Source organism: Microbacterium cucumeris (assembly GCF_058349845.2).
Map to the genome: position 1 here is coordinate 1,249,946 of NZ_JBYRIZ020000001.1, position 25,082 is coordinate 1,275,027.

Genomic DNA, 25,082 nt, shown 5'->3' on the forward strand with positions numbered 1-25,082 from the left:
GCTCTCGGGCGCCCACCAAGGGGACGCATCCCGTTCACCTCTCGTTTACCTGAGGGGGAGAGTCTCGTTAACCGTCCCGCTTAGCGTCACTGTGTGCCCTGCACCGGGCCTCACCCATCCACGATCGAAGGATCCACAGTGAAGATCTCCCGAATCGCACGTATCGGCGCCATCGGCGCCGTCGCCGCTCTCGCTCTCGCAGGCTGCGCCGCGAACGAGGCTCCGGCCGGCGGCTCGTCCGACGAGCCGTCCGAGTCGACGCTCTCCGGCACGCTGGACGCGACCGGCGCGTCCTCGCAGACCGCCGCGCAGGAGGCCTGGGTGGCCGCCTTCCAGACCGCGAACCCCGACGTCACGGTCAACTACGAGCCCACCGGCTCCGGCACCGGCCGCGAGAACTTCCTCGCCGGCGCCAGCAACTTCATCGGTTCGGACCGCGCGTTCAACGCCGAGGAGATCGCCGCGGGCGGCTTCGGCACCTGCGCCACCGACGACATCATCGAGATCCCCGTCTACATCTCGCCGGTCGCCGTCGCCTTCAACCTCGAGGGCATCGACACCCTGAACCTGGATGCCGCGACCATCGCGAGCATCTTCGCCGGCACGATCACCAACTGGAACGACTCGGCGATCGCGACGCTGAACCCGGACGTCACGCTCCCCGACCTCGCCATCTCCCCCGTGCACCGCTCCGACCCGTCGGGCACGCAGGAGACGTTCACCAACTACCTCGCCGCGACCGCGCCCGAGATCTGGACCTACGAGGTCTCCGACGAGTGGCCGATCCAGGGCGGCGAGGCCGCTCAGGGCACCTCGGGCGTCGTTCAGGCGATCACGTCCGGCAACGGCGCGATCGGCTTCGCCGACGCCTCGCAGGTCGGCGACCTCGGACAGGTGCACGTCGGCGTGGGCGGCGAGTTCGTCGCCTACTCGGCCGAGGCCGCCTCGCAGCTCGTCGAGGGCGCCGCTCTCGAAGAGGGCCGCGGCGAGGGCGACCTCGCGTTCGACGTCGACCCGGCCGCTGCCGCCGACGGCGCGTACCCGATCGCCCTGGTCAGCTACCTGATCGGCTGCGAGCAGTACGAGGACGCGAATGTCGCCGAGCTCGTCAAGGAGTACTTCACCTACGTCGCCAGCGCCGAGGGCCAGGACGCCGCCGCCGAGAACGCCGGCAACGCCCCCATCTCGGACGGCCTTCGCGAGAAGGTCAACGCCGCGATCGACCTCATCCAGGTCGGCTGACAGCAGCCTGATGGCTGAACGCTGACGCCGATGCCCTCGCGTCCCGATCGGACGCGAGGGCATCGGCGGGTCCAGCACCCGCTCTTCACCCACCCGCCCGAAACAGGGAGACCATGAGCACGACCGAGCAGGCCCCCGTCATCACCGCGACGGAGACGGAACCACCCGCCCCGATCAAGGCCAAACAGCGTCTCGGCGACCGGGTCTTCTCCGGCACCGCCCTCGGCGCGGGGATCATCATCCTCGTCGTCCTCGCCGCGGTCGCGACGTTCCTCATCATCCAGAGCCTGCCAGCCTTCGAGGCGGACACATCGGGCAACCACATCCTGCGCGGCGAGTCGTTCTGGGTGTACGTCTGGCCGCTCATCTTCGGCACGCTGTGGGCGTCGTTCATCGCGCTCCTCGTCGCCGCTCCCATCGCGATCGGCATCGCGCTGTTCATCTCGCACTACGCCCCGCGAGGCCTCGCGGCCGTGCTGGGCTACATCATCGACCTGCTCGCCGCGGTCCCCTCGGTCGTGTTCGGCCTCTGGGGCGGCCTCGTGCTCGCGCCGCTGCTGCAGCCGCTGTACGCCTGGCTCAACGCGAACGCGGGCTGGATCCCGTTCTTCGGCGGTCAGGTCTCCTCGACGGGCCGCACGATCCTCACCGCGGCGCTCGTGCTCGCCGTGATGATCATCCCGATCATGACCGCCATCTGCCGCGAGGTCTTCCTGCAGACCCCGAAGCTGCACGAGGAGGCCGCCCTCGCCCTCGGATCGACGCGCTGGGAGATGGTGCGGATGGCCGTCCTGCCGTTCGCCCGCGGCGGCATGGTCTCGGCGGCGATGCTCGCCCTCGGCCGAGCCCTGGGCGAGACCATGGCCGTGACGATGGTGCTGTCCCCGTCGGCCGTCGTGAGCTTCCTGCTGCTCACCGCCACGAACCCGACGCCCATCCCCGCCAACATCGCCCTGGCCTTCCCCGAGGCGCACGACACCGGTGTCAACACCCTCATCGCCACGGGTCTGATCCTGTTCATCGTGACCTTCGCGGTCAACGCCCTGGCGCGCTGGATCGTCGCGCGCCGCGCCGAGTTCTCGGGAGCGAACTGACATGACCGTCCTCACCGCCCCCGCCCCCAGCGCGGCTCTGACCTCCGGGAAGCTCCCTAAGTGGGCGCCCTGGGCACTGCTGGCCGGATGCTTCGTGATCTCGTTCGCGATATTCGGCGTCGCCTCGATCGGCGCCGACCTGGCGGATTTCAACATCGCCGGAGCCGTGATCGTCGGCATCCTGCTCTACATGGTGCTGATCACCGTCATCTCGGCCATCGCCGAGAGTCGGCGCAAGGCCGTCGACCGCCTCATGACGGCTCTCGTCGCCACCGCGTTCCTCATCGCGCTGCTCCCCCTGGTATCGCTGCTCTGGACGGTCGTCGCCAACGGCATCCAGCGCTTCGACGCCGAGTTCTTCTCGTACTCCATGCGCAACGTCGTCGGCGAGGGCGGAGGCATCGTCCACGCGATCTGGGGCACCGTGCTCATCACGCTCATGGCGGCGATCATCTCCGTGCCGATCGGACTCATGACCTCGATCTACCTGGTCGAGTACGGCCGGGGCAAGATCGCGAAGGGCATCACCTTCTTCGTCGACGTCATGACCGGCATCCCCTCGATCGTCGCCGGTCTGTTCATCTACGCCGTGTTCGCGCTGGTCCTGGGCCCCGGCGTCTCGATGGGCTTCATGGGCTCGCTCGCCCTGGCCGTGCTCATGACCCCGGTCGTCGTCCGAGGCAGCGAGGAGCTGCTGCGGATCGTGCCGAACGAGTTGCGCGAGGCGTCCTACGCGCTCGGCGTGCCGAAGTGGCTGACGATCCTCAAGGTCGTGCTGCCCACGTCGATCGCCGGCATCACGACGTCGATCATGCTCGCCATCTCCCGCGTGATCGGCGAGACCGCGCCGCTGCTGCTGACCGCCGGATTCACGCTGAGCATGAACACGAACCTGTTCAGCGGTCAGATGATGACCCTGCCGGTGTTCGCCTACAACCAGTACATGAACCAGGGCACGAACCCCGAAGCAGCGCTGGACCGCGCCTGGGCGTCCGCGCTCACCCTGATCCTGATCGTCATGGTCCTGAACCTGCTCGCGCGCCTGATCGCGAAGATGTTCGCCCCGAAGACCTCCGGCCGCTGAGCCGCAACCCGAAGGAACCCGAAGTGTCCAAGAGCATCGAAGTCAACGACCTCAACGTCTACTACAGCGACTTCCTCGCCGTCGAGGGCGTCTCCCTCGACATCCAGCCGCGCAGCGTCACCGCGTTCATCGGCCCCTCCGGCTGCGGCAAGTCCACGTTCCTGCGCACCCTCAACCGCATGCACGAGGTCATCCCCGGCGCGCGTGTGCAGGGCGAGGTGCTGCTCGACGGCAAGGACCTCTACGGCCCCGGCGTCGACCCCGTGCTCGTGCGCCGCCAGGTCGGCATGGTGTTCCAGCGTCCGAACCCGTTCCCCACGATGTCCATCAAGGAGAACGTGCTCGCCGGCGTCAAGCTGAACAACAAGCGCATCTCGAAGAGCGACGCGGACGACCTCGTGGAGAAGTCCCTGACCGGCGCGAACCTGTGGAACGAGGTCAAGGACCGTCTCGACCGTCCCGGTTCCGGCCTGTCCGGCGGTCAGCAGCAGCGTCTGTGCATCGCGCGCGCCATCGCGGTCTCCCCCGAGGTGCTGCTGATGGACGAGCCCTGCTCCGCGCTCGACCCGATCTCGACGTACGCGATCGAGGAGCTGATCGGCGAGCTGAAGAACGAGTTCACGATCGTCATCGTGACCCACAACATGCAGCAGGCCAGCCGCGTCTCGGACAAGACGGCGTTCTTCAACATCGCCGGCACGGGCAAGCCCGGCAAGCTCATCGAGTACGACGACACCACCACCATCTTCACCACGCCCAGCGTGCAGGCGACCGAGGACTACGTCTCCGGCCGCTTCGGGTGATCCGCACCCTGCCGGCTCGTCAGTCGCGCGGGGACAGCAGGTAGGCGTTCAGGGCGTCCGTGAACGCACGATCGGTCGCGACCGCATGACCGTCGATCGCCGTGATGGGGGCCGCCAGGCGCACGCTCGACACGAGCCATGCCGCATCGGCTTCCGTCAGGTCGGATGCCGGCACCTGCGCGTACTCGGTCGTGAAACCCCGACTCGCGAGGTGGTCGTACACGCTCAGCTGGGTCGTCCCGTGCAGGATGCCGCCATTCGGCGCGGGAGTGACGAACCGGTCGCCGAACCGGAGGATGAGCGAAGCGGTCGGCGCCTCCAGCACGAACCCGTCGCTCGAGACGAAGACGGCGTCGTCGGCGCCACGGCGTGCGGCCTCGCGGAGCGCGGCCATGTTCACGGCGTACGACAGCGTCTTGGCCCCCAGCAGCAGCCACGGCGCCCGCTCGGCCGCGCCCAGGTCGTAGCCCCGGTCGAGCGTGACGACGCGGATGCCCTCGGTGCGCACCCAGGAGAAGTCGGATGCCGGGGCCGCCGTCACCCACGCGGTCGGCGTCGGCCCGTGCTCCACTCCCCGGCTGAGGATCAGCTTGATCACGGCCTCCCCCGGCGGGCACTGCGTCGCGGCGACTCGCACGGCCTGCCGCCACTGCTCCACGTTCGGCACCGGAAGATCGCACAGCTGCGCCGAGTGCGCGAGCCGGTGCAGATGCGGCACCAGCTCCTGAGGATGCGAATCGATCACGCCGATCGACTCGAACACGCCGTCTCCGCGTTGCGTGCTCAGCTCCCCCACACTCAGGGCGGGAGCCGCGGCATCCACCTCGGTGAAAGTGTCCGAGTAGTCGGCGCGCTCCTCGGAGGCGGGCACGGGGTCGATGATCAGAGCGAAGCGCCGGGTCATGGCTCGACTCTACGGCCGTTCCCGTGCCGGGAATACCTGCCGCGCCTACGCGTTACACTGGAGTGGCCGGGCCGCATAACCCCGGGCTCCAACTTCTGCCGCTGCGAGCGGCCTTCCGCCGAGAGGCGTTCTTGCGGCCCGGCTCTTCTCTGCCCTCCGCTTTCGACCCCGATCCGCCGCCGTCAGGTCAGGATGCCGGCACGCCAGGCGTTCGCGCACGAGGCGAGGTCACGGGCGTAGGTGCTCAGCCGCAACGCCCGCGTGGTCAGCTCGCTCGCGCGCGCCGGCTCGGTGGCCTCGTAGTCATCCGCGACGTGCGTCGCTCCGGAGGCCTGCACCCGGCAGAACGCCGCCGCGCGCTCGAGGGCGACCGCGAAGTCGCCGCGGAAGGCGCCGCGGAGGATGGCATCGATCAGGACCACGAGTTCCTCGGGGCTCGCCGGAGCCGGGGCACCGGCCACCGCGGCATCCACGGTCGGCAGCTCGACGCGACCGCGCTCGTAGAGGAGCGCCGCGGTCTGCGCGTCGCGGTGGATCGCCAGCTGCAGCAGATACAGGCGCCAGAGGGCTCCCGGCAGGGAGACGGCGGGCGCGCCCGACCAGAGTTCGGCGATCTCGTCGATCCCGTGCTCGTCCGTGAACGCGATCAGCCGCTCTGTGCTCGTCCCGCTCTCATCCGCCCGGGCACGCGAGACCAGCGCTGCCGCCGTCGCGTGCGCGACCCGCGACCTCTCGGCCGCGCTCACAGAACCGGCGAGGTTGTCGAAAGAAGCCGAGGGTCGGCGAACCGGTCGATGGAACTCGGACATCTCTCCAGGCTAGTCGCGGTCACGCGGTGGGGATCACGATGATCGGATCGGTCGTGGGAGCACCCGTCGGCGACCCGCCGGCCTGCTCCACCGTGACCGCGATCGCGTCCCCGGGCTGCATCTCTCCTTCGAGCACGGCGGTGCCGGCGGAATCCTCGACGTCGAACACGCCGGCTGAGACCGGCGCGTCACCGCGCACGTACCAGAGCTCGTAGGTCCGGTCCTCCGCCAGCGGCTCCAGGCCGTCCGTCACGAGGACGGCGCTTCCGACGGACTCCGACCAGTGCGCCGTCGCGGTGCCGCCCGTCTCGAGCTCGACCGAGGCCTCCTGCGCATCGGGGGCGTTCTCGATGCGCTCCAGCGCCACGACAGCCGCCGGTCGTTGGAGCTGACCGATGAGGACAGCGGCCCCGGCGCCGATGCCCACGACCAGGACGAGACATGCGGCGAGCGCGAACAGCAGCCGGCTCCGCCGCCGCGGCGACGACCGCGGCACGACCGCGTCGCCCTGCGGAACGGGACCGTCGATGCCCGCGCCGGGTGTCTCGGCATCCTGCGAGGTGCTCGCGATCCGGCGGAGCAGGTCGTCCCGGATAGCGGGTGGAGGCGTGCGCGACGGCGGCGTCTCGGCGAGCACGGCGACGGTCTCCGCATCCGCCGCTGCGATGCTCTGCCATTCCGGGTGCTCTCGCAGGACGTCGGCATAGCGGCGTTCCTCTTCGGGAGACAGGGCGTTCAGCGCATGCCCGGCGGACAGCTCTGCGAAGTCCTTCTCGTTCATGCGATCACCCCCATCTCGCTCCTCAGGCGCGTTAGTCCGTCCCTCATCCGTGTCTTGATCGTCCCCAGCGGAGCTCCGGTGAGCACCGCGATCTCGCTCTGACTGTATCCGCCGTAGTAGGACAGGACGAGCGCCTCGCGCTGCGGTTCCGAGAGCGCGTCCAGCGCAGCGACGACCCGCTCCCCCTCGAGGCTCAACTCGACCTGCTCGGCCACGCTGTCGTGCGCGACGCCGAGATCACGGATTCCCGCCTTGACGTCGCGGTCGGCGCTGGACTGCGACGCACGGACGCGGTCGACCGCGCGACGATGAGCGATGGTGAGGATCCAGGTTCTCCCCTGTCCCTTGTTCGGAGCGAAGCGGGAAGCGGATTGCCACACTTCCAGAAAGACCTCCTGGAGCACCTCCTCGCTCTGCGCGCGATTCACGAGGACGCGGAGGATGAGTCCGAACACGCGGGACGAGAGCAGGTCGTAGAGCTCCGCGAACGCGCGCTGGTCTCCCCCGGCGACGCGAACGAGGAGATCGGCGGCGAGGTCCCCCGCCGAGCCGTCCTCCGGCACGTCCACGCCATCGATGACCATCTCCACAAGCATGCCGCATCCACCTCCTGTCTCCCGCATCCGGCGCACCGCCTCACCCGAAGGTGAAGGAGTACACCTCGACTCCTTCCGGCACGTCGACCGTGAGGATGCCGTGTCCGTCGTCACCCTTCACCACCTCGTAGGAGCGAGGAGTGCCCTCGACGGTGACGACCCGCCGGTTCCCCTGACCGTCCCGCACCACGACCTCCCCCGCGCCCGCGAGCACCATCCGGACCTCCGATGCGCGGTAGTCGAGTCTGATCGTCCCGCCCCGCCCGCTCGGCGTGGCGTACTGGGTGGCGATGTCCCAGGTGCCACGTAGCGCGAAACTGTCCTTCGGCTGCTCATCGGGGAGGTCGAACGTCGTGGTCCCCGCTCCGTACGGTCCCTCGCCGCCGTAGTTGACGTCCTTGGAGGACCCCAGGAACGTCTCGCGCGTGGTGGAGCCGAGCTCGGGGGTCGTGTCGTCGACGTCCGTCGGCGGGGGCAGCACGACTCCGGGATCGGCCGCGTCGAGCAGCTCCCGGATGAGCTTCTCCGTCGCCGCGTAGTGGCCCTCGCCGAACGAGATATGACGCACGACGCCCTCCGCGTCGATCAGATAGTGCGCCGGCCAGTACCGGTTGCGATAGTTCGTCCACGTCGAGAGATCGTTGTCGAGCGCGACGGGGTAGTCGATTCCGAAGTCGGCGATGCCGGCGGCGACGTTGGCCGGGTCCTTCTCGAAGGCGTATTCGGGAGAATGGATGCCGATCACCTGCAGGCCGGCGTCCGCGTACGCCTGATCCCACGCGACCACATGCGGGATGGAGCGCTGGCAGTTGATGCAGGAGTACGCCCAGAAGTCGATCAGGACGACCTGGCCGCGAAGGTCCTCGAGATCGACGGCGGCGCCGCCGGGCGTGTTCATCCACTCCTGGATGCCGCGGATGGACGGCGCCGCACCGCACGACTCCAGCTCCTGCGCGCCGTTCGTGCAGTTGTCGAGTTCCCGGTTCTCGTCCGTGACGAGACCGCCGAGACCGAGCGCGTCCTCCTGCTCCTCGGCGAGCCCCTGCTGCAGCTCCGCGGTGTAATCGGGCACCAGTCGCTGCAGCAGTTGGGGCACCTCGAACACGAGGCCGACAGCGAGGGCGATCATCGCGACGCCGGCTGCGATCCGCAAACCGCGTTCGCGCATGCGGAAGGCCCGGATCCGCTCGACGAGCCCTCGACCGGCAAGCGCGAAGACGAGCAGCGGAACGGCGACGCCCACGGCGAACGAGACGGTCAGCAGCACGGTGCCGATGCCGATCTGCCCTGTGGCTCCGGCGACGATGATGGCCGCGAGCACCGGTCCGGCGCAAGGCACGAAGACCGCGCCGAGCGCCAGTCCGACGCCGAATCCGCTGCCGCGGTTCTGGACCTGCTTGCGCGGCAGCCACTGGAACGGCTTCTCCAGCAGCTGCTCGAACCGCGGGACGAGCAGGCCGACGCCGATGACGAGCAGGACGACGATCCCGGCCCACCGGATGACGTCCTGCGGCAGGCCGAGCGCACCGAGCACGAGCGATCCCGTGAGCGTCACGAGGGTGAAGCTCAGCACGAGTCCCGCGATGACCAGGTACGGACGGCTGCGCCGCGCGGGGATGATGCCGTCGGCGCTCTCGTATCGCGCGGACTGCGCCCCGCCGGTGAGGAAGATGACCGGAAGCACCGGCAGGATGCACGGCGATATCCCCGTGATGAGGCCGCCGAGCAGCCCGATGATGATGAGATCCATGTCCCCGCCTTCCGTCATGAGTGCTTCGGCTCGGACGCCCGGATCGGATTGCCGCGACTGCGAGGAGGTCGGATTCCCATCCGATCGCGCGAAGGCTCCGAAGAGAGGATGACGCCGCGGGAAGGCCGTGGCTCGGATCTACGGAGGTAGAGATGTTCAGCACCAAGAAGAAGATGGCCGCGGCACTGGCGCTCGGGTTCGCCGGCGTTCTCGTGCTGGCGGGCTGTTCGATGGGGACGGACACGGCCGAGGAGCCCACCGAGCCCAGCGCTCCGGAGACATCGGAGGAGGCGCCCGAGACGATGGATCCGGCCGCGAACCTCGTCGGTCCCGGGTGCGAGGCCTACGCCGAGGCCGTTCCGGACGGCGACGGCTCCATCCAGGGCATGTCCCAGGACCCGGTGGCGGTCGCGGCATCCAACAACCCGCTGCTGACGACCCTCGTGTCGGCGGTGAGCGGCGAGCTCAACCCGGACGTGAACCTGGTGGACACGCTGAACGGTGACGAGTTCACCGTCTTCGCGCCGGTGGACGATGCCTTCGCCGCCATCGACCCCGCGACCATCGAGGGCCTCAAGAGCGATTCCGAGACCCTCTCGTCGATCCTGACCTACCACGTGGTCCCCGGTCAGATCGAACCCGCCGACATCGCCGGGACGCACACCACCGTGCAGGGCGGCGACCTCGAGGTCACGGGAAGCGGAGACATGTGGATGGTCAACGACGCCAACATCGTCTGCGGCGGAGTGCAGACCGCGAACGCGACCGTGTACCTGATCGACGCGGTCCTCATGCCCCCGGCCGCGTGAGCCGGGAAGCGCCGTCTCGGGGAGGAACGGCGCAGCCTCAGGCTCATGGGGATGAGCTGAGATGATCGGGCCGTCGGCGGGCTGTGTCGCCGACGGCCCTTTCCGCGCGCCCTAGACTGGAAGGACGGGCCTCTAGCTCAGTTGGCAGAGCATCGGACTTTTAATCCGCGGGTCGTGGGTTCGAGCCCCACGGGGCCCACCGTTATCACTCTCGACCATCCAGCGCGACCCCCTGCACGCGCGCGCCGATCGGAGAGATCGTGGAGTCGTCCGCACCGGACCTCCCTCCTCCCCGAAAGGATGCAGCCATGACCCATCTCACCGACGCCTCGGTGGCGTTCCTCGCGACGAACGGTTTCGAGGACAGCGAACTGACGAGTCCCTGGCAGGCGGTGACCGGTGCCGGGGCCGCGGCGACGATGGTGTCTCCTGAGCAGGACGACATCACCGGGAAGAACGGGCATGTGCAGGCCGTGGACCTGGCCGCGGCGGATGCCGCAGCCGACGACTTCGACGCACTGGTCCTGCCCGGCGGCGTCATGAACGCGGATCACCTCCGTCTGGATCAGGACTCGATCGCGTTCGCCCGTGCGTTCTTCGAACAGCAGAAGCCGGTGGGCGTCATCTGCCATGGCGCCTGGATCCTGATCGAGGCCGGAGTCGTGGACGGACGGACCCTGACGAGCTACCCCAGCCTGGCCACCGACCTGCGCAACGCCGGAGCCGCCTGGGTCGACCGGGAGGTCGTGGTCGACCAGGGCCTCGTCTCCAGCCGGACCCCGGACGACCTGCCGGCTTTCAACGCCAAGGTGATCGAGGAGATCGGCGAGGGCGTCCACCGGCGCCAGCACGCGTGATCCCTATCCCTCGGTGCGCGCCCTGTGCCGGCGCACGGCGGCCCGGTTCGCGCAGCGCACGGAGCAGAACCGCTGGCGTCCGTTGCGCGTGACATCGACAACGACGTTCGTGCACGGGGCCGCCTCGCAGCGCCCGAGGCGATGCATGCCGCGGGTGACCAGGTGCAGCGCGGTGCCCAGGTTGATGATGGCGCGCAGCACGAACGGCAGCGACGGCACGTCATCGCGATAGTGCAGGTGCCATCCCTCCCCGTCGTGGTTGGTGAGTCGCGGATAGGCGGCCGCCTCGGCCAACCGCGTGTTGAGCAGCGCCGCGCGCCGATCGGGGTCCCCCTCGTCCACGATCTCCAGCCACTCGTCGATGACCGCACGGACGGCGGCGTGATCGTCGGGCGCCGGCGGGAAGACCATCGTCATGCCGCCGTCGAGCGTGCGCTCCTCGATCGCGGCGCGATCCGCCGGCCAGTCGTTCGCCAGGGATGCCGCGAGGAGCACCGCATATTCGCCGTAAGGGTTGAGATGCACAAGACCATTACAGCACGATGAACGCATGGCTTCGCTGCACACTCGGCCCGTCCCCACCCCGATCCGCCCCGCGCACGAACACGGCTGGATCACGGAATCACGCCACGCGACGAGCGAGGGACGGATCGTGTACGTCCGCTGCACCGGATGCGGTGCGCGACGGGTCGACCTCGAATCCGCGGGAACGGTCCCGCCGCAGGCCCTGAGCGGCATCGTGCCGCAGAGCACGGCGATGCCCTAGCGTGGAGCGATGATCCCCGATCCGTGCTCGCGCTCCTCGGTCGCCCGCTTCGTCGACGGCGTGGGAGGCGGCGTCGTCGCCACGGTCACATCGGACGGGTCGCCCGAGGCGGCGTTCGTCGGGCTTGCGGCGCTCGACGACGGCACCCTGATCTTCAACGCCTCGGCGTCCGCGCGGAAGGTCGGCAACGTCCGCGTGCGCCCGCGCGTCGCGATCGTGGTGACGGATGAGCAAGAGGTCAGCGTGCAGCTCGAGGGCGAGGCGCGGATCTCGGAAGGAGACGACCGCGAACAGCACGGTCGTGCGTATCAGCGTCGATTCCCCGGGTCCCGCGCGCTCGACGACGGATTCCTGGTGATCGCGGTGCGCCTCGACTGGGTGCGCGTCTACGACGCCTCCCGGCGGCCGGCGGCCGTCCGCGAAGCACGGTGGTGACGCGTCTCACCGCGCCACGTCGGCCACGCGGGACAGACCCGTGCTCGTGACGCGCAGCGCGCCCGAGGACCATGCCGACAGCTCCTCCTCGAGAGCGGTCATCGCCGGCTCAGGCATCCACACCTCGAACTCCGCCTGCGCCCCGTAGCGCGTCTCGCCGAGCGCTGCCGCGCCGCGTGCGACCCACTCGCGCAGCAGATTGTCGATGCGGCCGGCGTCTGCGTGCGGAACGGGGATCCGGGCCTGAACGAGCAGCGTCCGCTCCAGGATCGTGGCCAGATCCAGCGCTTCGGACACCGCGGACGAGTACGCGCGCACGAGCCCGCCGGCTCCGAGCTTCACGCCGCCGAAGTAGCGCGTCACGACCGCGACGACATCCGTCAGCTCCCGTCGGCGCAGCACTTCGAGCATCGGCACTCCCGCTGTCCCGGAGGGCTCCCCGTCGTCGGATGACCGGGCTCGGTCGCCGCGCAGCCCGGAGATCTGCGCCGAGCAGTTGTGCCGGGCGTCCCAGTGCTTCTTCCGGATGCCCGCGATGACGGCATCCGCCTCTTCCGTCGACCCGACCGGCGCGACGTGCGCGAGGAAGCGGGACTTCTTGATCACCAGCTCGTGCTCGACGGGGGCGCCGATCGTCGACGGATACGACGTCATGCGGTCAGGTCGGCGAGTCTGCGCACCGTGCGGAGGTTTCGTCCGGTGCCGGCGACCCCGAGCGCCCGGTCGAACACGGACGTCGTGAGTCTGGTGTTCTGCACCCCCGAGGCGTAGTCGATCCACAGGTCTCGTCCGATCAGGGCGATCCGCTCCCCCGGCACGAGCCTTCCCTCGAGCGCCTCGACCGTACCGTCGGCGGGCTCGGCGGCCAGGAACATCGCGTGCACGTACTTCTCGTCCCCGTCGCCGAACGGCAGTGCATCCAGTGCGGTCGTCAGTTCCTCGTGGGTTCGGGCGATGACCGGCGTGTCGACATCGAACGCGTCCGCGATCACCTTCCGGACCCGCTCGCAGGCCGCTGCGGCATCCGCCGGCGCATCGCAGATGATGTTGCCGCTGGCGATGTACGTGCTCACGTCCTGCAGGTCGGTCTTGGCAGCCAGTGCCTCGCGCAGCTCGGCCATCGGCACGCGGTTGCGCCCGGACACGTTCACGGCGCGCAGCAGGAGGACGCTGCGCATCACGGGACCAGTTCGGCGCCGGCGTGAGCCAGCTCGGCGAGAGCGGCCGCGCTGGAGTCCTCCCCGACGCCCGCCACGAGCCCGGTGAGGATCCGGATGTGCACGCCGTGCGCGATCGCATCCAGCGCCGAGGCCCTCACGCAGTGGTCGGTCGCGATGCCGACGACGTCGGCGGTGAGCACGCCGTGGGCGCTCAGGACGTCGGCGACGGTCTCGCCGTCTTCCGTGACCCCCTCGAACATCGAGTACGCGGGCCTGCCCTGCCCCTTGCGGACATGATGGGTCACGGCATCCGTCGCGAACAGCGGGTCGTACTCCGCCCCCTCCGTGCCGGCCACGCAGTGCACCGGCCAGGTGTCGACGAAGTCCGGCTCGTCCGCGAAATGGCCGCCGTTGTCGCCTTCGGCGTCGTGCCAGTCGCGCGAGGCGATGACGACGTCGTACTCGGCCGCATGCTCGGCGAGGTGCTCCGAGACCGCCGCGGCCACGGCGTCCCCGCCGTCGACGGCGAGAGCCCCGCGCTCGGTGAAGTCGTTCTGCACGTCCACGATGAGAAGAGCCCTGGTCATACTCCGAGCGTACGCCGACGGCCCCGGTCCCGCACAGGGCGCCGGGGCCGTCGAGGAGATCACTCGTACGAGTAGAAGCCCTCGCCCGACGCGATGCCGAGCTTGCCCTTGTCGATGTAGTTCTCCTTCAGCCACGCGGCGATCTGCTGCTGGTGCTCGTCCCCGTGGACCGCGATGTTGTACGGGGTGGTGAGGCCGATGATGTCCAGGATCTGGAACGGGCCCTTGGGCGCTCCCGTCGCGATGCGCCAGACCTTGTCGATGTCGGCGGGCTCTGCGTAGCCGCCGAAGGCGAGGTCCTGCGCGGCGCTCAAGAAGGGCACGAGGAGCGAGTTCAGGAGCCAGCCCGGCTTCTCCTTGCGGATCGGGATCGGGACCATGCCGATCTCGGCTGCGAATTCGAGCAGGGTGTCGAAGACGGCCGGATCCGTGTCGGCCGTGGCCATGACCTCTCCGGTGTTGAACTTCCAGACCTGGTTCGCGAAGTGCAGGCCGACGAACCGGGCGGGGCGTCCGGTGTGCTCCTTGAGCGCGCTCAGGGGCAGCGTCGACGAGTTCGACGCGAAGATCGTCTTCTCCGGCGCGACGGCTGCGAGCTTCTCATAGGTCTGCTGCTTGATCTCGAGCACCTCGGGGACCGCCTCGATGACGAGGTCAGCATCCTTCACGGCGTCCGCGAGGTCGGCGGAGCGGCGGATGCGCCCGAGCGCCTCGTCTGCCTTGCCCTCGGCTGCGCCCTCGACGCCGTCGGCGCGATACGTGTCGGCGAGGCCGCGGAATCGCTCCTCGGCCTGTGCGAGGGCTTCCTCGCTGATGTCGTATGCGGTCACCTCGAATCCGCTGAAGGCGGTCTGGTACGCGATCTGCGATCCCAGGACGCCGGTTCCGAGCACGGTGACATTCGTGATGTCGGTCATCGCCCTTCCTTCCCTTATTGTTCCGCGCGGGGTTCGGCGCGGAAACCTGTGATGATCTGGCCGATCTGACGCCGCAGCAGCGCGGCGTCCTCGGCGGTGCGCGGACGGTGCGCCAGCCGCGCGATCGCGAGATGCACGACGGCGAAGACCGCGCCGGCAGCCGCGGCTGCGGCCGGATCGCGGCCCGCAGAGCCGGCGAGAAGCTCTGCGATCCTGTCCTCGAAATCCGCGACCAGCGACAGTCCTTCGGCGCGGAACCGCTCGGTGGGCGCGCCGAACATCAGCTCCCGCTGGTACGCCGTGCTGTTCTCCGGATGCCCGGCCGCCCACTCGATCACCGGCCCCACGAAGGAGAGCACGGCCTGCTCGGGATCCGATGCGGATGCCGCGTGCAGCGCGCCCTCGTCGATGACGGCGCGGTACCGCTCGTTGTAGACCATGAGCAGCAGCTCCCCCTTGGAGGACGCATAGCGGAACAGCGTGCCCGCGGCGACATCCGCTCGGTCGGAGATCTGCTGAGTGGTGACCGCAGCGAACCCGCGCTCTTCGAAGAGCGCCGCCGCCGCTTCGAGGATCCGCGTCCGCTTCTCCCGCATGTTGCGGTCGCGCCGGCCGGTCATCTCGCCTCCTCACTACTGAGCTTGCTCATTAATGAGCTTACTCCTTTTTTTCGATCGGGGCGCGAACGCAAAAGAAGAGGGACCCGGTTGAACCGGGTCCCTCTTCGATCTGGAGCCGCCTGTCAGAATCGAACTGACGACCTTTTCATTACGAGTGAAATGCTCTGCCGACTGAGCTAAGGCGGCGTGCGCTGCGAACAGCGGCACGATCAACGATCTTACCCTGTCGGAGCGCCTACTGCGAAATCACTCGCATCGCAGGCCGTCCTCGGGGACGGTGTCGTCGAGGAGGAACGCCTCGACCGCTTCGTCCACGCAGCGGTTGCCCTTGTTGTAGCCGGTGTGCCCCTCGCCCACGCGGGTGACGAGCACGCCCTCGTCGAGCTGCTCAGCGAGCGCCTCGGACCACGCGTACGGCGTCGCGGGATCGTTCGTGGTCCCCACCACGACGATGGGTCCGGCCCCCTCCGCGTGGACCTCCTCCCGCGTGCCGGTCGGCGGGTACGGCCAGACGGAGCAGGAGTCCGGGCCCGACCAGTACGGCGCGACGGTCGGGGCCTTCTCGGCCAGGAGCTTCTCGGCGGCGGCCTCGGCATCCGGATCGTCCTCGACCGGGTAGTCCATGCAGTTGTAGGCCCGGAACGCCTCGGTCGAGTTGTCGAGATAGACGCCGTCCTCACGGCCGTTGTAGAAGTCCGCGAGCACGAACATCGTGTACGGGTCCCCCTGCAGCGCTTCGGTGAGGCCCTGGGTGAGGTAGGTCCAGCTGTCCTGCGAGTACAGCGCCGCGATGATCCCGGTCATCATCGAGTCGGCGCCCATCCGACGGCCGTCGCCGTTGTCGAGCGGGCTGCGGTCGACGGAGGCGAGGAGGGCGCCGAGATCGGCCATCGCTTCGTCCACGGAACCGTTGAACGGGCACTCCCCGGAGTCGAGGCACGACTGCATATAGGCGCGCAGCGCCGACTCGAACCCGACGCCCTGCGTCGTGCTGACCTCGAGTCCGGGCGTCGAGGGGTCGATCGCGCCGTCCAGGACGAGCCGGCCGGCCTTCTCGGGATACAGCTCCGCGTAGGTGGCACCGAGGAACGTGCCGTACGAGAAGCCGAGGTAGTTGAGCTGCTGGTCTCCGAGCACCGCGCGCAGGAGGTCCAGGTCGCGCGCCGAGTTCACCGTCGTGATGTGGGGCAGGATGCCGCCGCTGTTCGCCTCGCACGCGTCGGCGAAGGCCTGGTGCGCACCCAGCAGTTCGTTCTCCCACTCCTCGGTTCCCCGCGGAGCCGCCGGGATGTCGTAGAGGTACTTGTCCATGTTCGCGGCGTCGAAGCACGACACGGCGGTGGAATCCCCCACTCCGCGCGGATCGAAGCCGATCACGTCGTAGCTCTCGATCAGATCCTCGCCCACCGCGTAGGTCAGGTTGTCGCGGATGAAGTCGACACCGCTAGCACCCGGTCCGCCGGGGTTGGTCAGCAGCGACCCGAGCGGGGTGCCGGTGGCCTGGTGGCGGAGGACCGACAGCTCGATCGTCTCGCCGGAGGACGGGTTCTCCCAGTCCAGCGGCGCCGTTACATACGTGCAGTCGAACCCGTCGCCGCACTGCTCCCATGTCAGGGGCTGGCTGTAGAACGGCATCAGCTCCTCGGAGACGCCCTCGGTGTCCGGAGCGTTCGTCGTGGACGGGCGCGGGGCCTGCCCCTCGGGGATCGCGGCGTACAGGCATCCGGACAGGACGAGGGATGCCGCCACGAGGGCTGCGGCCGCTGCGGCGACACGACGCAGGCGAGAAGTCTTTCGGGTGTTCACGGTTTCCTCCCGCTCGCGACGGTCACGAGCAAGCTCTCCAAGGCCAGCAGCGCGGCGACGTTGCGCTCCAGCGATTCCCTGGTCTCGGTCAGGTGGTCCAGCACGACCAGCGTACGTGCCACCGGCCAATCCGCGGCGAGCGCGCCCAGCTCGGACGCCAGTTCGCGGTTGATCAGATCGTCCCCGCGTCCGTACTGCAGCATCACGACGTCGCGGTACAGCGACTGCAGGTCGGTGAGCATCCGGTCGATGCCGTCGCGCAGACTGCGGGTCGCACGCTTGCGCTGCTCGTCCTCGAGCGCGGAGATCTGTGCCCGCAGCGCCGGAGGCACGGCCTGCCCCTCCGCCACGCCGACGGTGCGCAGGAGGGAGGCGCGCTCGGCCTCGTCGCGTTCGGCCGTGAGCGCCTTGGCGTCATCCGTGGCCGCCTGGATGATCGTCCCGGCGACCTCCACCGCGTCGCGGACGCCGCGCACGCCCAGGACGGAGCGCAGGGTGTCCTCCCGGCGACGACGGGTCGCGTCGTCCGTGGCGAGGCGCTGCGCCATGCCGATGTGGCGCTGAGCATGCCTGGCCGCCTGCTCGGCGGTGGCGGCATCGACCCCCGTGCGCTGGGTGATGAGCCGTGCCACATCGTCGACGTCCGGCTCACGCAGGCGCAGGGCGCGCACGCGGGATCGGATGGTCGGCAGCAGGTCGGCCTCACTCGGCGCGCAGAGGACCCAGACCGTGCGCTCCGGCGGCTCCTCCAGCGCCTTGAGCAGAACGTTCGAGGTGCGCTCGACCATGCGGTCGGCATCCTCGACGACGATCACCCGGTATCGGCCGGTGGAGGGCGCGAAGTACGAGCGCTCGACGAGAGCCCTGGCTTCGGCGATCGTGATGATGACCTTGTCGGTGCGCAGGGCCGTAACGTCCGGATGGGTGCCCGCCAGGACCTGACGCATGGTGTGCTCGTCGTCGGCGCCGTTCGCGATGAGGGCCGCGGCGAACGCGTAGGCGAGGGTCGACCGTCCGGAACCCGGCGGACCGGTGATGAGCCAGGCGTGCGAGAGCGAAGCCGGGTCGGATGCCGCGGCACGCAGCGTCTCGACGGCGTCCTCCTGCCCCCACACCTCCGCCCACGGGAACGGGGCGACGGGGGCGGCGGTCATGGCTCCAGCCTAACCGGCGCCACCGACGTGACCCCGTCCGGCGGGTCCGCGCTGTCCCGCCGGTTCTGCGCCACCTTTCGGCATCCGCCACAGGAACTTACTGGCGCATACGTCGAGAAGTGGCGCAGAACGCGAGGAGGACGCGTCGCGGGAGGGATGCGTCGCGGGAGGGATGCGTCAGAGGAAGAACGCGTCAGAGGAGGGACGAGACCCGAGCGCGGACCGCGTCCGCGATCTCGGACGGGGATGCCGCGGCATCCAGCACGAGGAAGCGCTCGGGTTCGGCATCCGCCAGCGCGAGATACGACTCGCGGACGCGGATGTGGAAATCGGCCTTCTCGGCCTCCAGCCTGTCGAACGGCTTGTCGTCCGCGTCGAGGCGTGCCCGGGCAGCGGTCGGATCGAGATCGAGCAGCACCGTGAGATCGGGGAGCGCTCCTTCGGTCGCCCACAGCGACAGTTCGCGGATCTCGGCGGCATCCAGCACCCGCCCCGCCCCCTGATACGCGACCGAGGAATCCAGGTAGCGGTCCTGGATCACGACGTCTCCGCGCTCCAGCGCGGGGCGGACGACCGTGGCGACATGGTGCGCGCGGTCCGCGGCGTACAGCAGCGCCTCCGCTCGTGGTGCGATGTCACCGCGATGGTGCAGCACGATGGCCCGGATGAGCTGACCGACGTCGCTGCCGCCGGGTTCGCGCGTGCGCAGCACCCGACGTCCGGCGTCCGCGAGCCAGGCCTCGAGGAGGTTCGCCTGCGTCGTCTTGCCGGAGCCGTCCCCGCCCTCGAGGGTGATCCAGACGCCGGTGCTCCCGGTCACGCCTTGGCCTTCGCGGCGGCGTTGGCCGCGCGGGTCGCGGCGGCCTTCTTCGCCGCTGCCGACCGTGCGGCCGCCTTCTCGGCATCCGTCTTCGCCGGCGCCTTCTTGGCCGGAGCCTTCTTCGTCGCGGACTTCGCCGCCGCCGTCTTCTTCGCCGCCGGGGCCTTCTTCGCGGCGGTCTTCTTCGCCGTGCCGCGCTTGGGGGCCGGCCCCTTGGCACGTTTGTCGGCGAGCATCTGCACCGCGATCTCGAACGTGATGTCCTGCACCTGCTGGCCGCGCGGGATCGTGACGTTCGTCTCGCCGTCGGTGACGTACGCGCCGAAGCGTCCGTCGCGGATGCGGATCGGCTTGCCGCTGACCGGGTCCGCGTCGAACTCAGCCAGGGCGCTCGACGCGCGACGGGATCCCGCGCCGTACTTCGGCCGGGCGTAGATCTCGAGCGCCTGCTCGAGGGTGACGTCGAAGATCTGCGACTCGCTCTCCAGCGAGCGCGAGTCCGTGCCCTTCTTCAGGTAGGGGCCGAACCGGCCATTCTGCGCGGTGATCTCCTCCCCGGATTCGGGGTCCGCCCCGACGATGCGGGGCAGGCTCAGCAGCTTCAGCGCGGTGTCGAGGTCGATCGTGTCGACGGACATGGAGCGGAACAGCGAAGCGGTACGCGGCTTGGGAGCAGCCTCCTTCTTCGCGCCTCTCTTCTTCTTCGGCTGCTCGACGACCTCGCCGGTGGCCTCGTCGACCGCGGCGTCCTCGGAGACCGGATCGTTCTCCTGCACGTACGGACCGAACCGGCCGTCCTTGACGACGACCACCTTGCCGTTCTCCGGGTTCTCGCCGAGGACGCGGTCTCCCGCGACGGGAGCGTCGATGAGCTCCTGCGCCTTCTCGGCCGTCAGCTCGTCGGGGGCGAGATCCTCCGGGACGTTGACGATGCGCGGCTTCTCGTCCGGATGCGCGGGATCGGCGACCTCGAGATACGGTCCGTACTTGCCGAAGCGCAGGGTCGCGGTGTCGGTGATGCGCGTCGAGTTCAGTGCACGCGCATCGATCTCGCCGAGGTTGTCGACGACCTGGCGCAGCCCGACCTGGGCCTCGGAGCCGAAGTAGAACTCCTTGAGCCACTCGACCCGGTTCTGCTCTCCCCGGGCGATCGCGTCGAGGTCGTCCTCGAGGGCCGCCGTGAAGTCGTAGTCGATGAGGTCGGCGAAGTGCTCCTCGAGCAGACGGACCACGCTGAACGCGAGCCAGGTGGGGACGAGCGCCTGACCGCGCTTGGTCGCGTAACCGCGATCGATCACCGTTCCGATGATGCTGGCGAAGGTCGAGGGACGGCCGATGCCGTGCTCCTCGAGCGCCTTGACGAGCGAGGCCTCGGTGTAACGGGGCTTCGGAGTCGTCCGGTGCCCCTTCGCCTCGGCATCCGACATCCCGAGTTCGTCGCCGACGGCGACGGCGGGGAGGGACTGGTTCTCGGCGGCGTCCTGCGAGTTGCGCTTCTCGTCGCGCCCCTCTTCGTACGCCTCCAGGAAGCCCTTGAAGGTGTAGACCGTGCCGGAGGCGGTGAACTCAGCGATCTGGCCGGCCGCCTGGACGGACAGCGTCACGGTCGTGGTCTCGTACTTGGCGTCGGCCATCTGGCTGGCGACGGTGCGCTTCCAGATCAGGTCGTAGAGGCGCAGCTCTTCGCGGTCGAGCTGCGAGGACACGGATGCCGGAGTGCGGAACGTCTCCCCGGAGGGGCGGATCGCCTCGTGCGCCTCCTGTGCGTTCTTGCTCTTGGACTTGTACACGCGCGGCTTGAGGGGCACGGCGCTGTCGCCGTAGAGGGACACGGCCTGACTCCGCGCCGCCTGCACCGCCTGGGTGCTCAGCGCCGTGGAGTCGGTGCGCATATAGGTGATGTACCCCTTCTCATAGAGGCGCTGGGCGACGCTCATCGCCTGCTTCGCGCTCATCGAGAGCTTGCGCCCCGCTTCCTGCTGCAGGGTCGACGTCGTGAAGGGAGCGTACGGGCTGCGCGTGCCGGGCTTCGCCTCGACCTTGGTGACGGTGCCGGTGCCGGCGGCGTCGACGGCACGGGCGAGCGCCTGCGCCTTCTCCTCGCTGAGGACGACGACGGCCTTCTTCAGCTTTCCGGTGTCGTCGAAGTCCGTGCCGCGGGCGAGCTGGCCGCCGTCGACGCGGACCAGGCGCACGCGGAACGCACTGCCTGCGGACGCTGCGGCCTCGACATCCCAGTAGTCGGCCGAGACGAACGCCATGCGCTCGCGCTCGCGGTCGACGATCATGCGGGTCGCCGCGGACTGCACGCGACCGGCCGACAGCCCCGACTTCACCTTGTACCAGAGCACGGGCGAGACGTCCCAGCCGTAGAGCCGGTCGAGGATGCGCCGGGTCTCCTGCGCGTCGACGAGCGCCAGGTCGAGCTCGCGCGTGTTGCCGACGGCGGCCTGGATCGCGTCCTTGGTGATCTCGTGGAAGACCATCCGCTTGACGGGGACCTTGGGCTTGAGGGTCTCCAGCAGGTGCCAGGCGATCGCCTCGCCCTCGCGGTCCTCATCCGTGGCGAGCAGCAGTTCGTCGGCGGACTTCAGGGCGCGCTTGAGCTCGGCGACGGTCTTGGACTTGCGGTCCGAGACGACGTAGTACGGGTCGAAGCCGTTGTCGATGTCGATGGAGTACTTCCCGTACGCCTTCTTGTCGGCGGCCGGGATGTCCTTCTTGTCGGCGAGGTCGCGGATGTGCCCGACGGAGCTGAGCACCTCGTACCCATCGCCGAGATAGCCCTGGATCGACCGCATCTTCGTCGGCGACTCGACGATGACGAGCTTCTTGCCTTCAGCCAAGGGTGCGTCCTTTCTTCGAAGCACACCATACACACCGCTGTTCGGATGTCTTCTCAGCGGCTGTGTGGAATCGACCGTCAGAATCCCTCGGGTGGCCCGGCGCGGGCTCGGGAGACGGCGTCGAGTCCAGCGTACTTCGCCTGGACGGTGACGGTCGCCACGAGACCGGCGAGATCGCACTGCGCGAGCTGCGCCCCGGATGCCGCGGCGACCCGCGCGGCGAGCGCGCACGGACCGTCCGCGGCCGGAACGGCTCCGGATGCCGCGTCGGCGGCGGCGAGAGCCGCGGCGTCGGCCGCACCGGCCACCCGCTGCGCGGTCACGGCCGCTCCCCCGACCGCGGCGAGCCCCAGGGAGAGGGTCGCCGCGATCGCGAGCACGCCGGCGGAGATGCTGGTGCCCGCCATCACAGGCCTCCGGCCAGGGCGCAGCTGGACGCCTGCAGCGGAACGGAGACGATGCGGCCGATCCTGACCTCGGCGCGCGCGGTCACGCAGGCGAGGTCGTCCTGGATCTGCGTGCTGACACGCGCACCGTCCACGGCGCGCGCCACGGCGGCTGCGGCAGCGGACGCCGGCTCGCCTCGACCGAGCAGTCGCGCGGCGTCGGCGGCGGCGTCCTGCAGAGTCACCTGCTGCGCCGCCGCTCCCAGCGCCGAGACACCGAGGAGGAGGACGACGAGGACCGCGGGAACGGCGACGGCCAGTTCGGCGGCCACCGTTCCCTCCTCGTCCCGGCGACGCACGCGCATCACGACACCGTGAGAGCCCGGCGCACCAGGTCGGTCAGGATGCCGCGCACCTCATCGGACCGCATGATCACCACCAGCAGTCCGGCGAACGCGACAGCCGCCATCGTCGTGATCGCATACTCGGCCGTCGCGGCACCGGACTCGTCGGCGAAGAGCCGGGCGGCCCTGCCCCTGGTCAGGGCGGGGAGCTTCTCGTTCCTGTTCATCATGTACCTCTTTCTTTCCTTCTTCTCTGGGTGGATCGCAGACGATCCGGGGCTCACAGGGGCGGCAAGGGCGTCGAGGCCAGCACGCTCAGCAGCAGCGGCGCGACGCCGAGCAGCAGGAACGACGGCAGCGTGCACACGCCGAGCGGGATGAGCAGCCGGCTGGACAGCCGCGCGGCCCGCAGCCGGCCGGCGATGCGGGCGTCCTGGCGCTCCTGCGCCGACGACGCTCGCAGCAGCTCGATGGCCGGCACACCGGCGGCACGGGACAGTTCCAGCACCCCGCCGGTCCGCGTCGAGGCCGCACTCCCGCCCGACGGGCTGTCCGCGACGAGGCGCAGCGCGCGTTCGATCGAGACGCCGCCGGCGAGCGCGACGGCGACGAGCTCGGTGTGCATGCCCGGAGTGCGTGCGTCCGGCTGCGCGGAGCGCACCAGCTTCGCCGTCCACAGTCGCGCCGCCAGGACGAGCAGCAGGCCCCCGACGACGCACGCGATCCCGATCGGATGCGTCGTGATCACCGTGAGGGTGTCGAATCCCAGCGCGAACCCGAGCAGCAGACCGAACGGCGGCATCCACAGCAGCAGTCGCGCGGTGCCGGCGGGTTCGGCCAGGGCGATGCGCACGTCGTCGGCGGCGGCCGCGGCATCCTGCAGCGTTTCGGCGAGCGAACGGAGGACGTCGGCCAGAGGCGCGCCGACGTGTGCCGCGATCTCCCACGCCGACGCGACGTCGCGCCATGCACCGCCTTCGGACTCGATGGCGACGGCGAGCGGTTGCCCGGCCTCGCAGCGAGCGACGACCCGTGCGGCACGGGCGTCGCCGGTGGCGGCGAGATGCCGCCAGGCGGCCAGCGGTGCCGCGCCCGCCTGCAACAGCACGGCGAGCATGCGCACCGTGACCGCTGCGTCGACGGCGGTGTCGGCATCCGGTGCCGTGCGGCGGGTCAGCGTCACCATGGTGCCGCCTCCTCGATGCCGAGCCGGTCTCCGCGCAGGACGAATCGGCCGGCGCTCTCGATCCGCCGTATACCGTCGGCATCCCGCGCCAGGTGCAGCACGATCGTGAAGGCGCTGACGACCTGTCGCGCGAGCGCCGTCGCGTCCATGCCGGCGAGGGCTCCCAGCGCCTCCAACCGCGCAGGGACGTCGGCGAGCCCGGAGGCGTGCAGAGTGCCCGCGCCGCCGTCGTGCCCGGTGTTCAGCGCGGTCAGCAGCTCGCGCACCTCTTCTCCTCGGCATTCGCCCACGACGAGCCGGTCGGGGCGCATTCGCAGCGATTCGCGCACGAGACGGGCGAGCGTGATCCCGCCGGCGCCCTCGAGATTCGCCTGCCGCGCCTCGAGCGCCACATGGTGCGGGTGACGCGGCCGGAGCTCGGCCACGTCCTCGATCGTGACGATGCGATCCCGAGCGGGGGCAGCGGACAGCAGCGCGCTCAGCAGCGTGGTCTTCCCCGTTCCCGTGCCCCCGGTGATGAGGATGTTCGCCCTCCGAGCGACGAGGTCCTCCAGCCAGAGGCGGCGGCGTTCGTCGAAGCATCCGAGATCGCGGAGCCCGGACAGATCGCCGGCGTGCACGCGCGGGATGCGCACCGACAGCGCCGTGCCGGTGGCGGATACCGGGGCGAGCACGGCGTGCACCCGGATGCCGTGCGCCAGGCGGACATCGACGCAGGGCGAGCGGTCGTCGAGGTGACGACCCCCGAGACCCACGAGCGCGACGGCCAGGTCGCGCACCTCGCGCTCGGAGGCGCACCATCCCGCCACCGGCTCGGCACCACGGCCCCTGTCCACGAAGAGCCCGTCGGAGCCGTTGACGAACACGTCGGTGACCGCCTCGTCCGCGCAGTGCACGGCCAGCGGACCGAAGGCGGGATCGATCGCGACGGCCTCGGATCCTCCTCCGGGGCCGAGCGGGGCGATGACGAACGGCGTGGGCATGCGTCGACGCTAGAAGGCGGCGCGGCGCTGCGGAGGGGCGGAATCCGCGATCTGTGCAGAAGAGATCGGGAGCAGGATCTCGTGCAGAACGAGTGACTTCCCGTGCCGCAGGGAAGCGGCCGAGAACGGAATGGGCGGCACCTCACGGGGGGAATGAGATGCCGCCCACGACGCGCCCCGATCGGGGGAAAGGGGACACGCCAAGGCCGGAATGAGAATTCGGCTGTCGTCGAGTGTACGTGTCGACACCGTCCTGACAAAACCCGCGCCGTTACCGACTTTCGGCAGTACTCGACGTCGGGGGTGCACACTAGATTCACCGTGTCACGGTCGTGTGCCCTGC

28 protein-coding genes and 2 tRNA genes are annotated in these 25,082 nt (G+C 69.7%); 9 read left to right on the forward strand and 21 right to left on the reverse strand.

Translation table 11 applies throughout. The annotated features are described in order from the left end of the window. The first annotated feature begins 138 nt into the window (after window positions 1-138). From AC3RXZ_RS06180 to pstB, 4 genes are all read left to right on the forward strand, one after another. Window positions 139-1,242 (forward strand): phosphate ABC transporter substrate-binding protein PstS, encoded by a 1,104-nt coding sequence (locus AC3RXZ_RS06180; protein WP_491493442.1) that lies wholly within the window; start codon window positions 139-141, stop codon window positions 1,240-1,242. A gap of 113 nt (window positions 1,243-1,355) precedes the next feature. Next, window positions 1,356-2,336, forward strand: a complete 981-nt coding sequence (gene pstC, locus AC3RXZ_RS06185; protein WP_243224605.1) for a phosphate ABC transporter permease subunit PstC — start codon at window positions 1,356-1,358, stop codon at window positions 2,334-2,336. 1 nt (window position 2,337) lies between these two features. Continuing rightward, window positions 2,338-3,420 (forward strand): phosphate ABC transporter permease PstA, encoded by a 1,083-nt coding sequence (pstA, locus tag AC3RXZ_RS06190; RefSeq protein WP_491493443.1) that lies wholly within the window; start codon window positions 2,338-2,340, stop codon window positions 3,418-3,420. Window positions 3,421-3,443: 23 nt separating this feature from the next. Next, complete coding sequence (gene pstB / locus AC3RXZ_RS06195) at window positions 3,444-4,223, forward strand: phosphate ABC transporter ATP-binding protein PstB (protein WP_243224603.1); 780 nt, start codon at window positions 3,444-3,446, stop codon at window positions 4,221-4,223. A 19-nt stretch (window positions 4,224-4,242) separates the two neighbouring features. Here the strand turns inward: pstB and AC3RXZ_RS06200 are convergent, their stop codons facing one another. From AC3RXZ_RS06200 to AC3RXZ_RS06220, 5 genes are all read right to left on the reverse strand, one after another. Then, entirely contained in the window at window positions 4,243-5,127 is an 885-nt protein-coding gene (locus AC3RXZ_RS06200; protein WP_491493444.1) for an aminodeoxychorismate lyase, read from the reverse strand. A gap of 182 nt (window positions 5,128-5,309) precedes the next feature. Next, complete coding sequence (locus AC3RXZ_RS06205; RefSeq protein ID WP_491493445.1) at window positions 5,310-5,936, reverse strand: DNA-directed RNA polymerase subunit beta; 627 nt, start codon at window positions 5,934-5,936, stop codon at window positions 5,310-5,312. 19 nt (window positions 5,937-5,955) lie between these two features. Then, window positions 5,956-6,717 (reverse strand): anti-sigma factor, encoded by a 762-nt coding sequence (locus tag AC3RXZ_RS06210; RefSeq protein ID WP_491493446.1) that lies wholly within the window; start codon window positions 6,715-6,717, stop codon window positions 5,956-5,958. Next, a complete protein-coding gene (gene sigK / locus AC3RXZ_RS06215; RefSeq protein WP_243224599.1) occupies window positions 6,714-7,313 on the reverse strand; it encodes an ECF RNA polymerase sigma factor SigK in 600 nt (199 codons plus the stop codon). Before sigK ends, AC3RXZ_RS06210 begins: the two co-directional genes overlap by 4 nt. A 40-nt stretch (window positions 7,314-7,353) precedes the next feature. Continuing rightward, window positions 7,354-9,063 (reverse strand): cytochrome c biogenesis protein DipZ, encoded by a 1,710-nt coding sequence (locus AC3RXZ_RS06220; RefSeq protein ID WP_491493447.1) that lies wholly within the window; start codon window positions 9,061-9,063, stop codon window positions 7,354-7,356. Window positions 9,064-9,215: 152 nt separating this feature from the next. On the opposite strand from AC3RXZ_RS06220, the gene AC3RXZ_RS06225 reads away from it, so the two are divergent. The 3 genes from AC3RXZ_RS06225 (at window position 9,216) to AC3RXZ_RS06235 (ending at window position 10,729) form a co-directional block, all read left to right on the forward strand. Continuing rightward, window positions 9,216-9,872: a fasciclin domain-containing protein gene (locus tag AC3RXZ_RS06225; RefSeq protein ID WP_491493448.1), complete on the forward strand. Its 657-nt coding sequence runs from the start codon at window positions 9,216-9,218 to the stop codon at window positions 9,870-9,872. Between the two features lie 126 nt (window positions 9,873-9,998). Continuing rightward, window positions 9,999-10,071, forward strand: a tRNA-Lys gene (locus tag AC3RXZ_RS06230). Window positions 10,072-10,180: 109 nt separating this feature from the next. Beyond that, the gene (locus AC3RXZ_RS06235) at window positions 10,181-10,729 is read left to right on the forward strand and encodes a type 1 glutamine amidotransferase domain-containing protein (protein WP_491493449.1); all 549 of its coding nucleotides are present in this window, start codon (window positions 10,181-10,183) and stop codon (window positions 10,727-10,729) included. 3 nt (window positions 10,730-10,732) lie between these two features. On the opposite strand, the gene AC3RXZ_RS06240 is transcribed toward AC3RXZ_RS06235, so the two are convergent. Beyond that, window positions 10,733-11,254 (reverse strand): CGNR zinc finger domain-containing protein, encoded by a 522-nt coding sequence (locus tag AC3RXZ_RS06240; RefSeq protein WP_243224595.1) that lies wholly within the window; start codon window positions 11,252-11,254, stop codon window positions 10,733-10,735. Between the two features lie 25 nt (window positions 11,255-11,279). Between AC3RXZ_RS06240 and AC3RXZ_RS06245 the strand changes: the two genes are divergently transcribed. Together AC3RXZ_RS06245 and AC3RXZ_RS06250 are read left to right on the forward strand one after the other, a co-directional pair. Next, window positions 11,280-11,495, forward strand: a complete 216-nt coding sequence (locus AC3RXZ_RS06245) for a hypothetical protein (protein WP_243224594.1) — start codon at window positions 11,280-11,282, stop codon at window positions 11,493-11,495. Window positions 11,496-11,504: 9 nt separating this feature from the next. Beyond that, window positions 11,505-11,930: a pyridoxamine 5'-phosphate oxidase family protein gene (locus AC3RXZ_RS06250; protein WP_491493450.1), complete on the forward strand. Its 426-nt coding sequence runs from the start codon at window positions 11,505-11,507 to the stop codon at window positions 11,928-11,930. 6 nt (window positions 11,931-11,936) lie between these two features. Here the strand turns inward: AC3RXZ_RS06250 and AC3RXZ_RS06255 are convergent, their stop codons facing one another. The 15 genes from AC3RXZ_RS06255 to AC3RXZ_RS06325 all read right to left on the reverse strand — a co-directional run bounded on the left by AC3RXZ_RS06255 (window position 11,937) and on the right by AC3RXZ_RS06325 (window position 24,739). Next, window positions 11,937-12,584: a YigZ family protein gene (locus AC3RXZ_RS06255; protein ID WP_491493451.1), complete on the reverse strand. Its 648-nt coding sequence runs from the start codon at window positions 12,582-12,584 to the stop codon at window positions 11,937-11,939. After that, window positions 12,581-13,108: a DUF1697 domain-containing protein gene (locus tag AC3RXZ_RS06260; protein WP_491493506.1), complete on the reverse strand. Its 528-nt coding sequence runs from the start codon at window positions 13,106-13,108 to the stop codon at window positions 12,581-12,583. The genes AC3RXZ_RS06255 and AC3RXZ_RS06260 overlap by 4 nt, the downstream gene beginning before the upstream one ends. Beyond that, window positions 13,108-13,677 (reverse strand): isochorismatase family protein, encoded by a 570-nt coding sequence (locus AC3RXZ_RS06265; protein ID WP_243224590.1) that lies wholly within the window; start codon window positions 13,675-13,677, stop codon window positions 13,108-13,110. Before AC3RXZ_RS06265 ends, AC3RXZ_RS06260 begins: the two co-directional genes overlap by 1 nt. Window positions 13,678-13,736: 59 nt before the next feature. After that, window positions 13,737-14,594, reverse strand: a complete 858-nt coding sequence (locus tag AC3RXZ_RS06270; RefSeq protein WP_491493452.1) for a 3-hydroxyacyl-CoA dehydrogenase — start codon at window positions 14,592-14,594, stop codon at window positions 13,737-13,739. A 14-nt stretch (window positions 14,595-14,608) separates the two neighbouring features. After that, window positions 14,609-15,214 (reverse strand): TetR/AcrR family transcriptional regulator, encoded by a 606-nt coding sequence (locus tag AC3RXZ_RS06275; RefSeq protein WP_491493453.1) that lies wholly within the window; start codon window positions 15,212-15,214, stop codon window positions 14,609-14,611. Window positions 15,215-15,324: 110 nt separating this feature from the next. Continuing rightward, window positions 15,325-15,400, reverse strand: a tRNA-Thr gene (locus AC3RXZ_RS06280). Window positions 15,401-15,460: 60 nt separating this feature from the next. Next, window positions 15,461-17,020 carry an alpha/beta hydrolase gene (locus AC3RXZ_RS06285; RefSeq protein WP_491493454.1) on the reverse strand — a complete coding sequence of 520 codons (1,560 nt, stop codon included), beginning with the start codon at window positions 17,018-17,020 and terminating at the stop codon, window positions 15,461-15,463. After that, entirely contained in the window at window positions 17,017-18,174 is a 1,158-nt protein-coding gene (locus tag AC3RXZ_RS06290; protein ID WP_491493455.1) for a DNA polymerase III subunit delta', read from the reverse strand. The genes AC3RXZ_RS06285 and AC3RXZ_RS06290 overlap by 4 nt, the downstream gene beginning before the upstream one ends. 193 nt (window positions 18,175-18,367) lie before the next feature. Further along, a complete protein-coding gene (tmk, locus tag AC3RXZ_RS06295; RefSeq protein ID WP_491493456.1) occupies window positions 18,368-18,994 on the reverse strand; it encodes a dTMP kinase in 627 nt (208 codons plus the stop codon). Continuing rightward, the gene (gene topA / locus AC3RXZ_RS06300; RefSeq protein WP_491493457.1) at window positions 18,991-21,840 is read right to left on the reverse strand and encodes a type I DNA topoisomerase; all 2,850 of its coding nucleotides are present in this window, start codon (window positions 21,838-21,840) and stop codon (window positions 18,991-18,993) included. Before topA ends, tmk begins: the two co-directional genes overlap by 4 nt. Before the next feature lie 77 nt (window positions 21,841-21,917). Then, window positions 21,918-22,247: an Rv3654c family TadE-like protein gene (locus AC3RXZ_RS06305; RefSeq protein ID WP_243224583.1), complete on the reverse strand. Its 330-nt coding sequence runs from the start codon at window positions 22,245-22,247 to the stop codon at window positions 21,918-21,920. Then, complete coding sequence (locus AC3RXZ_RS06310; protein WP_243224582.1) at window positions 22,247-22,558, reverse strand: TadE family type IV pilus minor pilin; 312 nt, start codon at window positions 22,556-22,558, stop codon at window positions 22,247-22,249. The genes AC3RXZ_RS06305 and AC3RXZ_RS06310 overlap by 1 nt, the downstream gene beginning before the upstream one ends. Window positions 22,559-22,590: 32 nt before the next feature. After that, window positions 22,591-22,800, reverse strand: coding sequence for a DUF4244 domain-containing protein (locus AC3RXZ_RS06315; protein WP_243224581.1), 210 nt, complete (start codon window positions 22,798-22,800; stop codon window positions 22,591-22,593). 50 nt (window positions 22,801-22,850) lie between these two features. After that, the gene (locus AC3RXZ_RS06320) at window positions 22,851-23,756 is read right to left on the reverse strand and encodes a type II secretion system F family protein (RefSeq protein WP_243224580.1); all 906 of its coding nucleotides are present in this window, start codon (window positions 23,754-23,756) and stop codon (window positions 22,851-22,853) included. Beyond that, complete coding sequence (locus AC3RXZ_RS06325) at window positions 23,750-24,739, reverse strand: TadA family conjugal transfer-associated ATPase (RefSeq protein WP_491493458.1); 990 nt, start codon at window positions 24,737-24,739, stop codon at window positions 23,750-23,752. Before AC3RXZ_RS06325 ends, AC3RXZ_RS06320 begins: the two co-directional genes overlap by 7 nt. Window positions 24,740-25,082 lie beyond the last annotated feature (343 nt).